Below are 14,286 nucleotides of genomic sequence, written 5' to 3'. Positions count from 1 at the left end.
ATCCGGTACGACGGGCGAGGGCACCCCGCCGCGGCGCCGTCCGGCGGGAGGTCACGACCGTCCCCCGCGCGCCGGACACCGCAGATCCGGGTCCCGCGCCACTCACACCTGTCCCCACCGGGTCCCGGTAGGCTTTTGACCATGTCCGCTCCGCTGTGGCCCGCCCCGACCGCGACCGAACCCGTCCGCGCGACCGTCGCCCTGCCCGGGTCGAAGTCCGTGACCAACCGCGCGCTGCTGCTCGCCGCGCTGGCCGAGGGCCCCGGCACGGTACGGCGCGCGCTGCGCAGCCGTGACGCCGACCTGATGGTGAACGCGCTGCGCGCGCTGGGGGCGACCATGGTCCCCTCCGACGAGAGCGCCTCCGCCGTCGACTGGGCGATCACGCCGGGTCCGGTCACCGGCGGTGCCCGTATCGACGTGGGCCTGGCCGGTACGGTCATGCGCTTCGTGCCGTCCATGGCGGCGCTGGCGGCGGACGAGGTGTTCTTCGACGGCGACCCGCACGCCCGCAGGCGCCCGATGGGGCCGATCCTGCACGCGCTGCGCGCCCTGGGCGCCGAGGTGAACGGCGACGCGCTGCCGTTCACGATCAGGGGCCCGCTGACCGGTGGCGAGGTCCGGCTGGACGCGTCGGGCTCCTCGCAGTTCCTCTCGGGCCTGCTGCTGACCGCCGCGCGCTTCGCCAAGGGCGTGACGGTACGCCACGACGGCCCGCCGATCCCCTCGCAGCCGCACATCCGGATGACGGTCCAGATGCTGCGCGAGTTCGGCGTCGTGGTGGACGACTCCGAGCCCGACGTCTGGCGCGTCGAGCCCGGTCCCATCGGTGCCAGGGACTTCACGGTGGAGCCGGACCTGTCCAACGCGGCACCGTTCCTGTGCGCCGCCATGGTGACGGGCGGCACGGTCACCGTCCCGGGCTGGCCCGCTCACACGACCCAGCCGGGCGATCAGCTGCGCACGCTGCTGGCGGACATGGGCGCCTCCGTGGAGCACACGCCCGACGGGCTGGCGGTCACCGGCACCGGGCGGATCGGCGGCATCGAGGCGGACCTGCGGGACGTCGCGGAGCTGACCCCGACGATCGCCGCGCTGGCCGCACTGGCCGACTCCCCCAGCAGGATCGGCGGCGTCGCCCACATCCGCGGGCACGAGACCGACCGGCTGGCCGCCCTGGTGGCCGAGATCAACGGCCTGGGAGGCGACGCGAACGAGACCGAGGACGGCCTGGAGATCCGGCCCCGCCCCCTGTCCGGCGGGGTGTTCCACTCCTACGCCGACCACCGGATGGCCACCGCCGGAGCGGTGATCGGCCTGGCCGTGCCCGGCGTCGAGGTGGAGGACATCGCCACCACGGGTAAGACCCTGCCCGAGTTCGCCTCCATGTGGGCGGACATGCTGCGCGGCGCGCGGTGAAGGGCGAGCGACGGCCGGCAGGCCCTGGAGGCGCCCGGTAGCACCGCCCCCGCGGGGGCGGCACCGGGCCGGACGAGGCGGAGAAGCTGAGAAAGCGCGAGTACGACGAGGACGACGTCAGGGTCAGGCCGGGCAAGGGATCTCGGCCCCGGACCCGGATCCGCCCTGCCCACGAGGACGCGGTCCCCGCCTTCGTGGTCGCCGTGGACCGCGGGCGCTACACGTGCCTGGTCGAGTCGGCGGGCGAGAAGGGACGCCGCCGCAAGAAGGACCACGCCGAGGGCGCCGCGATGAGCGGCCGGGTCGTGGTCGCCATGAAGGCACGCGAGCTGGGCCGCAAGGGGATCGTGGTCGGTGACCGGGTCGCCCTGGTGGGCGACGTCTCCGGCATGGAGAACACGCTGGCCCGCGTCGTACGCGTCGAGCCCCGCGTCTCCATGCTCCGCCGCTCCGCGGACGACACCGACAACACCGACGGCATCGAGCGTCCCGTGGTCGCCAACGCCGACCAGCTGGTCATCGTGACGGCCCTGGCCGACCCGCCGCCCCGGCCCCGGATGATCGACCGGATGCTGGTCGCGGCCTTCGACGCCGACATCGAGTCGCTGCTCTGCCTCACCAAGTCCGACCTCGCCTCACCCGAGGAACTGGTCGCGCTCTACGCCCCCCTCGGGGTGCCGTACGTGGTGGTCCAGAAGGGCGGTGGCCTCGACGAGGTACGGACGCGCCTGAAGGGCCGCATCAGCGTGCTCGTCGGCCATTCGGGCGTGGGCAAGTCGACGCTGGTCAACGCCCTGGTCCCGGACGCCAACCGGGCCGTCTCCCACGTGAACGCGGTCACCGGCCGGGGCCGCCACACCTCCACCTCGGCGGTCGCCCTGGAGCTGCCGGAGGGCGGCTGGATCATCGACACCCCCGGCGTTCGCAGCTTCGGACTGGCCCACGTCTCGGTGGAGACGGTGCTGGCGGGCTTCCCCGACCTGATCGAGGGCACCGTCCAGTGCCCCAAGGGCTGCAACCACCTCTCCGACGAGTGCGCCCTGGACGCCTGGGTCGCGGCGGGCCACGCCGACCCGGCCCGGCTCGCCTCCCTGCGCCGCCTCCTCGCCAGCCGGGAAGGCGCCCCGGAAGAGGACCACCCTCAGGACCCCTGACCCCTGGACGCGCCCCGCCCTCTGCCCCTCGGCGACTCGTCCTCCCGAGAGCTCCCGAACCGCACCACGCCATGTCGCCGACACAGCCTCATGAGCATCCCTTCGGGACCCCCGTGAGTCCGCGCCGGCGACTGGACCGAGGAGGGCGTGATCGTGAGGAACGAGCGACCACGCCCGACGAGGGAAGGAGCCGGATCCGAGCGGACTCACCGCGACGCGTCAGCGTCGCCATGTGTCAGCGCCGGATCCGAGCGGACTCACCGCGACGCGCAGCGTCGCAACGAACACAACTCACCGCGACGCGCAGCGTCGCAACGAACACAACTCACCGCGACGCGCAGCGTCGCAATTTAAACGTCCACGTGACCGTCATCTCGGATACCACGGTGCCGTCGGCGGTCCTGATCTCGATCAGCACGTCGAACTCGGGGCGCTCCCCCGCGTCCAGTTTGGCCACGACCTCCTCCTTGGATGCCTGGAGGCGGGCCTCGGCTACGATCTCGCCCTTGGCGAGCTTGAGGTAGCGGATCGTCGCGTTCGTCACCAGCGGGGTGACCCGCGACAGCTGGTCGCCGAAGACCGAGATCATGGTGGCGCCCGAGGCGACCTCGGCGACGCTGAAGAGGACCCCGGCGTGCGGGCCGCCCACGTGGTTGTGCAGGTCGGCCCGGTCGGGCATCCGGGCGACGGCACGACCCGGTTCCACCGTGTCGAACGAGACGTCCAGCGTCCTGGCGAACGGGACGCTCTGCAGCATGAGGTCACCCACATCGAAGGTCATGACGAGAATGCTACTGGTTGGTAACTTAACCGTCGACGGATGATTTACGCGCTATTCCAGTGCCTGGTGGGGCGCGACACGATTGTTCCCCTTGCTCCGCTCTCCTCCGTACGGCCGGTGACACGGTAGCGTTCCCCCCGTGACGGGTTACAACGACGATCTTCGCCTGGCGCACGTCATGGCCGACGCCGCCGACGATCTGACCATGCGCAGGTTCAAGGCCATGGACCTGCGGGTGGAGACGAAACCCGACCTCACCCCGGTGAGCGACGCCGACCAGGCGGCCGAGAAGGCGATCCGCAACACCCTCTCCCGGGCCCGTCCGCGCGACGCCGTCATCGGCGAGGAGTTCGGCGAGAGCGGCCGCGGCGAGCGCTCCTGGATCATCGACCCGATCGACGGCACCAAGAACTACGTGCGCGGGGTGCCCGTCTGGGCCACCCTCATCGCCCTGCTCGACCAGGGACGCGTCGTCGTCGGCCTGGTCTCGGCCCCCGCCCTGGGCCGCCGCTGGTGGGCCGCCCGCGACAGCGGCGCCTGGACCGGCAGGAGCCTGACCAAGGCCACCCGCTGCCAGGTCTCCTCGGTCACCTCCCTGCAGGACGCCTCGTTCTCCTACTCCAGCCTGGGCGGCTGGGAGGAGGCCGGAAAGCTCGACGCGTTCCTCGACCTGAACCGTTCCGTCTGGCGCAGCCGCGCCTACGGGGACTTCTGGTCGCACATGCTCGTCGCCGAGGGCGCGGTCGACGTCTCGGCCGAGCCCGAGCTCTCCGCCTGGGACATCGCGGCCCTGACCGTGATCGTCGAGGAGGCGGGCGGCATCTGGACCGACCTGTCGGGCGTCCCCGACATCGACGGCGGCAGCCTGCTGTGCAGCAACGGCCCCCTGCACGGCAGCGTGCTCGAACGCCTCGGTTCCGGGCCGCTGACCCTTCCCGTCTGACGTCCACCGGGGCGGTCCGTCACCGTCACCGTCACCGTCCCGCCCCCTTCCGGACGGTCCGTCGCCGGCTCTCGCCCGCCCCCTCTGCGGAGCCCGCCGCCCGTACGCGACGGCTCCGAGCCCTACCCCGCCCGCTCACCAGGATGTCCGGAAGGTGAACGGATCGGTGCACCGGACGTGACCGGCTGCCGAAGTCCCCGGTACCGGGACCGGCCCGTCGGACCGCCCTCCCGCCCTTTCGCGGGGCATCCGCGCCCCCCACCCGGGGTCCCGGCTCCGCGCCACGGCCCTCATCCGTCCCGACCAGCCCGGATCCACCCACCGGGCCACTCCCGGCCACCGCGCGCACCACGTCCGGACCATGGAGCCGTCACGACCCCTTGAACGTCCACCGCGGTCCGGAAACCGGTGTCATGCCCTGGGCCAAGCCCCGATATTCACACCTGCGGGCTCACCTCTTCCGGCCCCGGTCATGGCTCGTTTCATCTCCGTTCACTTTGCCCCGGTTTCATCGGAGTCATCGAGAACAGATCTCACTACGGAGAAGGAACATACCGTGACCAGTGCACAGCGCCGCCTCAGCGCGGTGGCGACGGCCGCGCTCGTCGTCTCGCTCGCGGGCGCCTGCGGTGGCGACGCCAAGCCCAGCAGTGACGGCAGTACCACCGCCGCGAACGCGCCCTCTGCCGCCGCCGGCGAGGGCGGCGCGAAGCTGAGCGGCGAGATCAAGGTCGACGGCTCCAGCACCGTGGCCCCCCTCACCCAGGCGGCCTCCGAGCTCTTCAACGAGGAGCAGCCCCAGGTCAAGGTGCCGGTCGGCACCTCGGGCACCGGCGGCGGCTTCGAGAGGTTCTGCGCCGGCGAGACCGACATCTCCAACGCCTCCCGTGCGATCAAGGACGAGGAGAAGGCGGCCTGTGACGCCAAGGGCATCAAGTTCACCGAGCTCACGGTGGCCGTCGACGCGCTGACCGTCGTGGTCCCCAAGGAGAACACCTGGGCCACCTGCCTCACCACCGACCAGCTCAAGAAGATGTGGGAGCCTGCGGCCGAGGGCAAGGTCAAGACCTGGAAGGACGTCGACGCCAAGTTCCCGGCCGAGGAGCTGAAGCTCTACGGTCCCGGCACCGACTCCGGCACCTTCGACTACTTCACCGACGAGATCAACGGTGAAGAGGGTGCCAGCCGCAAGGACTACAGCCCGAGCGAGAACGACAACGACATCGTCACCGGTGTCGCGGGCGCCAAGGGCGGCCTGGGCTACTTCGGCTTCACCTACTTCGAGGAGAACGCCGACAAGCTCAAGGCCGTGGAGATCGACTCCGGCGAGGGCTGCGTGGCCCCGAGCGTGGAGAGCGCGCAGGGCGGCACGTACACCCCGCTCGCCCGCCCGTTGTTCCTCTACCCCTCCACCGCCGCGGCGAAGCGGCCCGAGGTCGCGGCCTTCCTCGACTTCTACGCCGGCAACATCAACGCGATCGTCAAGGACGCGAAGTACATCCCGCTCAACCCCGAGCAGGAGGCCAAGCTCAAGGCTGACATCACCTCGCTGAAGAGCGCCGGCTGATGTCGGCACAGCACCGCACGACCGTTCCAGGGACCCCGGGGTCCCTGGCGCGGTCGCGCCCGCGTTACGGCGAGTCCGCCATCAAGGTCATCCTGCTGGCGGCGGCCATGGTGTCGGTGGCGACCACCGTCGGCATCGTCATCGCGCTCCTCGAACCGACCATCGAGTTCTTCGCCTCGGTGAGCCTGGGCGAGTTCTTCGGCTCGACCAACTGGGGGCCGCTGTTCAACCCGCCGTCGTTCGGCGTATGGCCGCTTCTGGTCGCGACGCTGGAGATCACCCTCATCGCCATGGTGGTCGCCGTGCCGCTCGGCCTGGCCGCCGCGATCTACCTGTCGGAGTACGCCTCCACCAGGACCCGTAAGATCTTCAAGCCGGTGCTGGAGGTCCTCGCGGGCGTTCCCACGGTGGTCTTCGGCTTCTTCGCCCTGACCTTCGTCACCCCGCTGCTGAGGGACGTCTTCCCCTTCCTGAACCTGGACGGCAAGAACGCGCTCGCCGCGGGCCTCCTCGTCGGCGTCATGATCATCCCGATCGTCGCGTCCCTGTCGGAGGACGCGATGGCGGCGGTCCCGAACGGCCTGCGCGAGGGCTCGTACGCCCTCGGCGCCTCCAAGATGCTCACCTCGGTGCGCGTCGTGGTCCCCGCCGCGTTCTCCGGCATCGTCGCCGCCATCATCCTGGCGATCTCCCGGGCCGCGGGCGAGACGATGATCGTGGCCATCGCCGGCGGCTTCAAGTCCGTCTTCACGCTCTACCCGGGCAACGAGATGGCCACCATGGCGGCCTTCATCGCTCAGGCCGGCTCCGGCGACGCCTCGGTCGGTTCGATCGCCTACAAGACCATCTTCGCGGTGGGGTCCCTGCTCTTCGTGATCACGTTCGCGATGAACTACCTCAGCGCCCGCATGGTCCAGAAGTATCGCGAGGTCTACGACTGATGGCCATCCTCACCACCCCGCGCTCGGCCGTGCAGCTGGCGAGCAAGGGACGCCCGCTCAAGGAACACCTCTTCCGCATCGCGCTGATGGCCAGCCTGGCCATCGCGCTGCTGTTCCTGGCCATGCTCCTCGTCTACGTGGTCGAGGAGGGCTGGCCGCGCCTGAACTCGGTCCTGTGGGAGAACCAGCCCTCGATCCGCCGCCCGGAGACCGCGGGCATCCAGTCCGGCATCCTCGGCACCCTGTGGATCATCGGCCTGACCGCGGTCATGGCCCTGCCCACCGGCATCCTCGCGGCGATCTACCTCGAGGAGTACGCCGACAAGACCAAGTGGTACAACCGGCTGATCGAGCTGAACATCTCCAACCTGGCGGCCGTTCCCTCGATCGTCTACGGCATCCTCGGCCTGGGCATCATCGCCCGCTGGATGCAGTTCGGCTTCACCGTGATGACCGGCGCGGTCACCATCTCGCTGCTCGTGCTGCCCATCGTGATCATCTCCGCCCGCGAGGCCATCCGCGCGGTGCCGCCGTCGATCCGCGAGGGCTCGCTGGCGCTGGGCGCCACCCAGTGGCAGACCATCTACCGCCAGGTGCTGCCCGCGTCGATCCCCGGCATCGCGACGGGCTCGATCCTGGCGCTCTCCCGGGCGATCGGCGAGGCCGCCCCGTTCCTGATGCTGGGCGCCGCGACACTGGTCCGGTTCAACCCGGAGGGCGTGTGGAGCAGCTTCTCCGTCCTGCCGTTGCAGATCTACAGCTTCATCAGCCGTCCCCAGGAGGAGTTCGCCATCCTCGCCGCGGCGGCGATCGTGATCCTGCTGGCGATCCTGCTCCTGATGAACTCGGTCGCCATCTGGCTCCGTAACCGCTACCAGAAGCGCTGGTGAGGAAAGAAATGTCCGAGATTGGAATTTCCGTGCCGAATGTGAACGTGCGCGGACCCGAAGTCCCCCGTACCATCGAGGCCCTCGACCCGGTCTTCACCGTCTCCGGGCTCAGCGTCTTCTACGGCGACTACGAGGCGGTGCGCGGGGTCGACCTGACCATCGGCAACCGCGAGATCACCGCCATGATCGGTCCCTCCGGCTGCGGCAAGAGCACCGTGCTGCGCTGCTTCAACCGGATGAACGACCTCATCCCCGGAGCCCGTGCGGCCGGCAAGATCCTCTACCACGACGAGGACCTGTACGGCGACCACGTGGACCCGATCGAGGTCCGCCGCCGGATCGGCATGGTCTTCCAGAAGCCGAACCCCTTCCCCAAGTCGATCTACGACAACATCGCCTACGGCCCCCGGGTCAACGGGGTCAAGGGCAACATGGACGACATCGTCGAGGGCGCGCTGACCAAGGCCGCGCTCTGGGACGAGGTCAAGGACAAGATCAAGCAGAACGCGCTCTCCCTCTCCGGAGGCCAGCAGCAGCGTCTGTGCATCGCGCGGGCGATCGCGGTGAAGCCCGACGTGATCCTGATGGACGAGCCCTGCTCGGCCCTGGACCCGATCGCGACCACCAAGATCGAAGACCTGATGCAGGAGCTGACGCGCGACTACACGATCGTGATCGTCACGCACAACATGCAGCAGGCCGCCCGCGTCTCGGACCGCACGGCGTTCTTCACGGCCGAGGTGGACGAGGCCGGGGTACGGCACGGCCGGCTGGTGGAGTTCGACGAGACCAGCCGCATCTTCACCAACCCCACCGACAAGCGGACCGAGGACTACATCACCGGCCGCTTCGGCTAACCCATTGGAGGATCCGGGTGATCCAGCCGCAAACGGCACCCGAGGTGGACGAGGACACACGGACGGCGCCCATGCTGCTGGTGGCCGATCCGGAAGCGGCCATGGCCCATGACCTCGCAGAGACCCTGGAACGCGAAGGCGTGAAGGTCATGGCCGTCACCGACGGCGCCCAGGCGCTGTTGCAGGCCGGGGCGTTCCGGCCCGACGTCGTTCTCGTCAGCGCCTCTCTGCCGGTCATCGGCGCGGTCGAGTTCGTCCGCGCGGTACGGCTCACCAGAGCCGTACCCGTTCTGCTGGGCGTGGGCGAGGGCCACGCCCAGCAGGCCGTTCAGGCACTGGCGGCCGGGGCCACCGCGTGCGTCGCCCGCCCGTACCGGGTGCCCGAGCTGTTGCCGCTCATCCACGCCGCGTTCAGCGGTGACTCCGCCACCCGCGGCACCCTGGTGGTCGGCGGGGTGGAGCTGGACGTGAACGCCTACCAGGTGAGCGTCGACGGCCGGATCGTCCACCTGCCGCTGCGTGAGTTCGAGCTGCTGCACTACCTGATGCGCAACGCCCACCGTACGGTGACGCGGGAGCAGATCATGCGGCACGTCTGGCACTCCACCGACACCACGTCGACCAACACCATCGCGGTGCACGTCAAGCGCCTTCGCGCCCGCCTCGGCGACAACGACGACCGGCTGATCCAGACCGTCCGGGGAGTGGGGTACCGCCTGACGGCCAAGGCCTCCTGACCGGACACCGGCGGACGACGCGCCACGCCGCGCCACCGGGCTCCGGGGCCCACGGCTCGCGGGACGACGACATCGCGCCCCCGAGCCGGACGGACCCCGGCGTGGCCCCGGCATGGCCCCGGAGCGGTTCCGGAGCGATGCGGGGGCACGTTCCGGAAGCGGGTCTTCCCGAAGGGCCCGGCATGGCCGCTCCGCGGGCCGCTCAGTCCTCGTCGGCCGCGCCGGCCCTGCGGACCTCACCGGCCTCACCGGCCCTGCCGGGTCCACCGGCTGCGCCCTCCGCCCTCGCGGCCCTCGCCAGCCTGGCCGTCCTTGCCGTCCTCGGCGCCCTCGCCACTTCGGCCGCTCTCGACCGCCCGGCAGCCGAGCCCGCCCCGGAAGGCGGCCATGACGCGCTCGACCGCACCCTCGATCTTGGCGATGCCGGTTCCCATGCTGAGGCTGTCCCCGGTGAGGACGGCCACCGCGTAGTCGTGCCCGTGCCCGCGGATCAGCCCGGCGCTGACCACCACCCAGCGCCCGTTCGCCACATGCCGCAGCCAGCCGTTCTTCAGCGCCACGCGGTCCCCCTCGCACGCGCCCGCGCTGATCCCCCACTTCTGGTCGGGGGCGACCCTCTCCATCAGCCCGAGCACCCGGCGGCGTGTCGCGGGTTCCAGCGGGCTCCTGTCCGTGGCCAGCGCCCTGACCAGCCGGGTCTGGTCCTCGGCGGTGGTCTGCGTGATGCCCCAGCAGTACAGGTTCACGCACCGGCCGCCGGGCGTGTGGGTCCGCCTGAGGCCGAGCCTGCGGTTCGCCACGTCCAGCCCGTTCTCCAGGCCGATCCGCTCGTACAGGCGGTCGGCCGCGCCGTTGTCGCTGAAGCGGATCATCTTGCGCGCGTCGGACCTGGCACGCCGGTCGAGGTCGCGCCACCGCGTCTCGAGCAGCAGCGCCGCCAGGATTCCGATCTTGGACGCACTGGCCGTCGGCAGCCGCAGGGCCCGGTGGTAGCGGTAGTGCCGGCCCGTGGTCAGGTCCCGTACCGAAAGGGTGGTCCGCCCCCCGTACGCCGCCAGGAACGCGTCCAGCCTGCGGCTCAGCCTCCCGGAGTGGAAGCGCGGAGGCTCGGCGGCCGGCGCCCTGCCGGAAGCGGACGGCGGTGCGGTCCCGGGGAAGGTGGGCGGGGGGTCCGCGGCCAGGAACGGCCCGGTCGGGGACGCCGTGGACATCGGGGGCGTCGGTGCCGCCTGAGGCGTGGAGGACGGGGTCACCGAGGACAGGCCCACCGGCGACGGGTCCCGGTGCACCCCGCATCCGCTGATCTGCGCGATGGTCACCAGGATCACGGCCCCGGCCACCCGGCTACCGGCTCTTGTCATCACATCCCACCGCTCTCCCATGACGTCCCGATCGGGATATGTCCAACCGAGAGTGACAGGAAGACGATGAAGTGGAACCTAGCCCCAATCAGGGCATGAGCCAGGAAATGTCGGACCGGATCGATGCCCGGCCTTAGGGAACGGCGGCGATTAACCGGGGGACGATCTCACCCCGGTCGCCCCCGGGCCGGCCACCGGCGACCGGCCGGGCGAGCATCGGCGGCGTCACCTCCCGTGAACGGCCGGGCGACCGCGGTGGCGTCATCCTCCGTGAACGGCCGGGTGACCGCGGTGGTGTCATCCTCCGGGATCGGCCGGGTGACCGCGGTGGCGTCACCATCCGCGGTCGATCGGCCGGGCGGCCGGGGTGGCGTCACCTCCGGCCGCCCGCCACCGGCAGGGCGACGAGCCCGTCGTTCAGCGGGCGTCGGCGGTCAGCCGCGCGATGCTCTCGTCGTCGCAGGTCTCCCAGAACCCTCCGACGACGTCCTCGAGGTGCTCCAGCGACTCCGCCCTGAACAGCACATCCTGATATTTCGTGATGTCGTAGTGGGTGGTGCCCATGGCGGCGATGTCCAGCGGACGGATGTCCATCCCGCGGAACTCCTCGATCTCCCCGTAGGAGGACAGGATGCCCGCGCCGTACGCCCGCAGCTCGCCCTGGTCCGTCATCACGCCGAACTCCAGCGTGAACCAGAAGATCTTCGAGATGAACTCCAGGGCCTCCTTGCCCTCCACCCGGCGGGCGGCCTGCCCGGCCAGGCGGTAGAGCCTGGAGTACCGGTCGGAGGCGAGCGCGTTGGCGTGCCCGATCACCTCGTGGATCACGTCCGGCTCGGGCGTGTACAGCGGCGTGGAGTGGTGCCGGATGTACTGCGTGGAATGGAAGAGGCCGTCGGCCAGCACCCCGTAGAAGTCCCTGAGCGGCACCAGACCGGCGGCCGGCAGGTACCGGAACCCGGTCAGCGGCTCCAGCAGGTCCCCGACCTCCTGCAGCTGCGGGATGCGCTCGGCCGGCAGCCTGAGCCGCTCCGTCGCGTTCACGTACTCGGTGGTGGCGTACTTGTGGTGTTTGAGGGCGAGTTCACGACTGACCAGGGCCCACACCTCGTGTTCCTGGTCGGTGTACTCGGCCGTCGGGATCGGCGTACCCGGTACGTAGCCCACCGCGAGCGCGGCGATCGCGTTGCGGCGAGCGCGGTAGACCGGGTCCGCGAAACCGGGATGACCCGTGCCGAGCTCGACCTCGATCGTGCCGTCGTCACGGGTCGCCACCGGTGCGAAATACTGCGCTTCCTCGAACATGTAGGAAATGACAGCAATTTCTCGAATCGTTGACAAGAGCGGCCAGTTCCACTGGGCGATCCGCTCAGGAACGTACGGCGACTCCCCCTGAGGACTGGTCGAATCGACCAATCCGGTGCGATCCTCGGAATCATGTCGATAGACGAGCTGGACGGCCGCCTCCTGATCACCATGCGAGCCCACCCGCGCATCGGCCTGACCGAGCTGGCCCGCCTGCTCGGCGTGGCCCGCGGCACCGTGCAGGCCCGCGTCGAGAAGCTCACGGCCCGCGGCGTCATCGCCGACTTCGGCCCCACGGTCACCCCCGAGGGCGCCGGGTACCCGATCCTGGCGTTCGTCTCGCTGCAGATCGCCCAGGGCCGGCTGAACGAGGCCGTACGCGCCCTGGAGTCCGTACCGGAGATCCTGGAGGTGTACGGCACCAGCGGCCAGGCCGACCTGCTCTGCCGGGTGGTCGCGCGCGGCACGCCCGAGCTTCAGGAGATCATCGCCCGCATCCTGGCCTCCCCCGCGGTCCAGCGGACCGACACCACGATCGCCCTCTCGATCCAGGTCCCCTACCGGATCGAGCCTCTGCTGCGCGCCGCGTCCGGCTGACCCCGCAACCCCCCGAACACGATGGCCAGCGTACGGCGCTGGAGGTCGGCGTCCCAGCCCGCGTGAAGCGCTCCGTGGCAGAGACCGGTGAGCAGGGCGAGCACCTCGTCGAGCCGGACGTCCTCCCGGACGGTCCCGGCCTTCTGACCGCGGAGCAGGAGCGTCTCGATCCCGTCGCGCAGCAGCTGGAGCGAACCCGCGACCTGGAGATCGACGCCGGTCTCGGCCAGCAGGGTGACCACGGTCCTCTTGTGCGCCGCCTGCTCGACCACGCCCGCGATGAAGTCGAACAACTCCTCACCGGGACGGGAACCGGCGGCGAGAGCGGACAGCTCCTCGGTCAGCCGCTCCAGCAGGCCCTTCATGATGGCCTGCAGCAGGGCCTGCTTGGTCGGGAAGTGCTTGAAGACCGTGCCGATGGCGACCCCCGCGCGGGCGGCGACCTCCTCGGTCGACGCCGAGGGCCCCTTCTCCGCGAAGACGGCCTCGGCCACCGCGATGATGCGTTCTCGGTTGCGCCGGGCGTCCGCACGCAGCGGCCTGGCGCCGCCGGAATCGTCCGTACGGTCCGATGACGACTTGGCCGGGGTCATGGGCTCCATCCTCTCCACGATGCTTCAGAACGCGACACCGGGGCGGCACCCGGGCGACACCGCACGGCCGATGACACGAGGCCGGCGCGACGCCGACGCGGGAAGACGTCGGCTGCGGGCGAGGCCGAGGCGATGTTGGCACCTGGTGCGACGACGCGACGTTGACAAAGTGAGTACTGACTCACGATCATAGAGTGAGTTTCCACTCATCTTAGTAGTCGTTCCCGAAAGGATCCACAATGCCCGAATCCATTCTCGTTCCCGGCCCCGTCGACCTCTTCGACCGCATGCGACGTCACTGGACGGAGAACACCGGTGGCATCGCGGACGAGCTGGCCGACGACGCCGTCATCGAGATTCCCTTCGCCACTGAAGGCACGCCCCGGCGGCTGGAGGGACAGGAGGCGGTCCGTCGCTTCACCGGTCCCGAACAGGCCGCGTTCGCCCGGCAGTACAGGCTGGAGGAGATCCGCGACGTGGTGATCCACGAGACCGCCGACCCCGAAGTGATCGTTGTCGAGTACGAGCTCACGGGTACCGTCGTCGCCACCGGGCACCGGGCCTCCTCATCGTTCATCGGCGTCCTCAGGGCGCGAGACGGCAAGATCGTCCTGTGGAGGGAGTACCAGAACCCCCTGGTGATGGCCGAGGTCGCCGAACGATTGAGGAACGGCTGACGAACGGCCGCGGTGGACGATCCGGGATCGGCGTCGAATCAACAGGCCGGTAGGCCCGGTGCCTGCGATCGACGCCAGGGCGGATCGCGGCCGGCCGAGTCCGGTGGCCCTGCCAATCGGCTGAGGCCCTGCGAATCGGCTGACGTGTGGGGGCCGGATCGTGGGGCGATTCCCGGCGGCCGATCCCTGCTTTCGATTCGGCCGGTGCCCTTGGTGCGTTCGCTGCCGTCGACGAGCGGAAGACATGACGGCTGAGAGCACGCCAGGGGCCCGCAGGAGAACAACCCCACCAAGGCCAGAAGAACCACCCGGGAAAGAACCCTCGGGAAGCAAGAAAGCACCCCGGGAAACACGAAAGCCCCCACCAATGGTGGGGGCTTTCGAAAGATTGTCCGGCGGTGACCTACTCTCCCACACCGTCCCCGGTGCAGTACCATCGGCGCTGAAGAGCTTAACTTCCGGGT

The 14,286-nt window shown here is 70.2% G+C and carries 14 protein-coding genes and 1 rRNA gene; 10 read left to right on the top strand and 5 right to left on the bottom strand.

All coding sequences use genetic code 11. The annotated features are described in order from the left end of the window. The first annotated feature begins 141 nt into the window (after positions 1-141). Positions 142-1,419: a 3-phosphoshikimate 1-carboxyvinyltransferase gene (gene aroA / locus ACZ6RT_RS06520; protein WP_470152465.1), complete on the top strand. Its 1,278-nt coding sequence runs from the start codon at positions 142-144 to the stop codon at positions 1,417-1,419. Positions 1,420-1,505: 86 nt separating this feature from the next. After that, entirely contained in the window at positions 1,506-2,573 is a 1,068-nt protein-coding gene (gene rsgA, locus ACZ6RT_RS06515) for a ribosome small subunit-dependent GTPase A (RefSeq protein WP_399186679.1), read from the top strand. Between the two features lie 325 nt (positions 2,574-2,898). On the opposite strand, the gene ACZ6RT_RS06510 is transcribed toward rsgA, so the two are convergent. After that, entirely contained in the window at positions 2,899-3,354 is a 456-nt protein-coding gene (locus ACZ6RT_RS06510; RefSeq protein ID WP_470152464.1) for a DUF4442 domain-containing protein, read from the bottom strand. A 139-nt stretch (positions 3,355-3,493) separates the two neighbouring features. Here ACZ6RT_RS06510 and hisN point away from each other — a divergent pair, with 139 nt between their 5' ends. The 6 genes from hisN (at position 3,494) to ACZ6RT_RS06480 (ending at position 9,289) form a co-directional block, all read left to right on the top strand. Then, positions 3,494-4,297 (top strand): histidinol-phosphatase, encoded by an 804-nt coding sequence (gene hisN / locus ACZ6RT_RS06505; protein WP_399186649.1) that lies wholly within the window; start codon positions 3,494-3,496, stop codon positions 4,295-4,297. Positions 4,298-4,853: 556 nt separating this feature from the next. After that, positions 4,854-5,864, top strand: coding sequence for a PstS family phosphate ABC transporter substrate-binding protein (locus ACZ6RT_RS06500; RefSeq protein WP_470152463.1), 1,011 nt, complete (start codon positions 4,854-4,856; stop codon positions 5,862-5,864). Further along, the gene (gene pstC / locus ACZ6RT_RS06495) at positions 5,864-6,805 is read left to right on the top strand and encodes a phosphate ABC transporter permease subunit PstC (RefSeq protein ID WP_470152462.1); all 942 of its coding nucleotides are present in this window, start codon (positions 5,864-5,866) and stop codon (positions 6,803-6,805) included. The genes ACZ6RT_RS06500 and pstC overlap by 1 nt, the downstream gene beginning before the upstream one ends. Continuing rightward, positions 6,805-7,695, top strand: a complete 891-nt coding sequence (gene pstA, locus ACZ6RT_RS06490) for a phosphate ABC transporter permease PstA (protein ID WP_470152461.1) — start codon at positions 6,805-6,807, stop codon at positions 7,693-7,695. The genes pstC and pstA overlap by 1 nt, the downstream gene beginning before the upstream one ends. Positions 7,696-7,739: 44 nt before the next feature. Then, positions 7,740-8,552 (top strand): phosphate ABC transporter ATP-binding protein PstB, encoded by an 813-nt coding sequence (gene pstB / locus ACZ6RT_RS06485; protein WP_344893581.1) that lies wholly within the window; start codon positions 7,740-7,742, stop codon positions 8,550-8,552. Positions 8,553-8,569: 17 nt separating this feature from the next. Beyond that, the gene (locus tag ACZ6RT_RS06480; protein ID WP_399186653.1) at positions 8,570-9,289 is read left to right on the top strand and encodes a response regulator transcription factor; all 720 of its coding nucleotides are present in this window, start codon (positions 8,570-8,572) and stop codon (positions 9,287-9,289) included. A 245-nt stretch (positions 9,290-9,534) separates the two neighbouring features. On the opposite strand, the gene ACZ6RT_RS06475 is transcribed toward ACZ6RT_RS06480, so the two are convergent. Together ACZ6RT_RS06475 and ACZ6RT_RS06470 are read right to left on the bottom strand one after the other, a co-directional pair. After that, positions 9,535-10,650: a serine hydrolase gene (locus ACZ6RT_RS06475; protein WP_470152460.1), complete on the bottom strand. Its 1,116-nt coding sequence runs from the start codon at positions 10,648-10,650 to the stop codon at positions 9,535-9,537. 417 nt (positions 10,651-11,067) lie between these two features. Further along, positions 11,068-11,955, bottom strand: a complete 888-nt coding sequence (locus ACZ6RT_RS06470) for a phenylalanine 4-monooxygenase (protein WP_470152459.1) — start codon at positions 11,953-11,955, stop codon at positions 11,068-11,070. A 132-nt stretch (positions 11,956-12,087) separates the two neighbouring features. On the opposite strand from ACZ6RT_RS06470, the gene ACZ6RT_RS06465 reads away from it, so the two are divergent. Continuing rightward, positions 12,088-12,552 carry an Lrp/AsnC family transcriptional regulator gene (locus ACZ6RT_RS06465; RefSeq protein ID WP_344893570.1) on the top strand — a complete coding sequence of 155 codons (465 nt, stop codon included), beginning with the start codon at positions 12,088-12,090 and terminating at the stop codon, positions 12,550-12,552. On the opposite strand, the gene ACZ6RT_RS06460 is transcribed toward ACZ6RT_RS06465, so the two are convergent. Continuing rightward, positions 12,513-13,154: a TetR/AcrR family transcriptional regulator gene (locus tag ACZ6RT_RS06460; RefSeq protein ID WP_470152458.1), complete on the bottom strand. Its 642-nt coding sequence runs from the start codon at positions 13,152-13,154 to the stop codon at positions 12,513-12,515. The genes ACZ6RT_RS06465 and ACZ6RT_RS06460 overlap by 40 nt on opposite strands. A gap of 230 nt (positions 13,155-13,384) precedes the next feature. Here ACZ6RT_RS06460 and ACZ6RT_RS06455 point away from each other — a divergent pair, with 230 nt between their 5' ends. Next, a complete protein-coding gene (locus tag ACZ6RT_RS06455; protein ID WP_470152457.1) occupies positions 13,385-13,822 on the top strand; it encodes a nuclear transport factor 2 family protein in 438 nt (145 codons plus the stop codon). Positions 13,823-14,212: 390 nt separating this feature from the next. Here the strand turns inward: ACZ6RT_RS06455 and rrf are convergent. Beyond that, positions 14,213-14,286 (bottom strand): 5S ribosomal RNA (gene rrf, locus ACZ6RT_RS06450); the annotation flags it as partial.

Source organism: Streptosporangium sp. NPDC050148, assembly GCF_055586505.1.
This window is presented reverse-complemented; position numbering and strand designations above follow the sequence as displayed.

Coding starts and splice junctions, on each gene's coding strand:
- aroA (WP_470152465.1), top strand. CDS start 142: ATGTCCGCTCCGCTGTGGCCCGCCCCGACCGCGACCGAACCCGTCCGC.
- ACZ6RT_RS06510 (WP_470152464.1), bottom strand. CDS start 3,354: ATGACCTTCGATGTGGGTGACCTCATGCTGCAGAGCGTCCCGTTCGCC.
- pstC (WP_470152462.1), top strand. CDS start 5,864: ATGTCGGCACAGCACCGCACGACCGTTCCAGGGACCCCGGGGTCCCTG.
- pstA (WP_470152461.1), top strand. CDS start 6,805: ATGGCCATCCTCACCACCCCGCGCTCGGCCGTGCAGCTGGCGAGCAAG.
- ACZ6RT_RS06475 (WP_470152460.1), bottom strand. CDS start 10,650: ATGACAAGAGCCGGTAGCCGGGTGGCCGGGGCCGTGATCCTGGTGACC.
- ACZ6RT_RS06470 (WP_470152459.1), bottom strand. CDS start 11,955: ATGTTCGAGGAAGCGCAGTATTTCGCACCGGTGGCGACCCGTGACGAC.
- ACZ6RT_RS06465 (WP_344893570.1), top strand. CDS start 12,088: ATGTCGATAGACGAGCTGGACGGCCGCCTCCTGATCACCATGCGAGCC.
- ACZ6RT_RS06460 (WP_470152458.1), bottom strand. CDS start 13,154: ATGGAGCCCATGACCCCGGCCAAGTCGTCATCGGACCGTACGGACGAT.
- ACZ6RT_RS06455 (WP_470152457.1), top strand. CDS start 13,385: ATGCCCGAATCCATTCTCGTTCCCGGCCCCGTCGACCTCTTCGACCGC.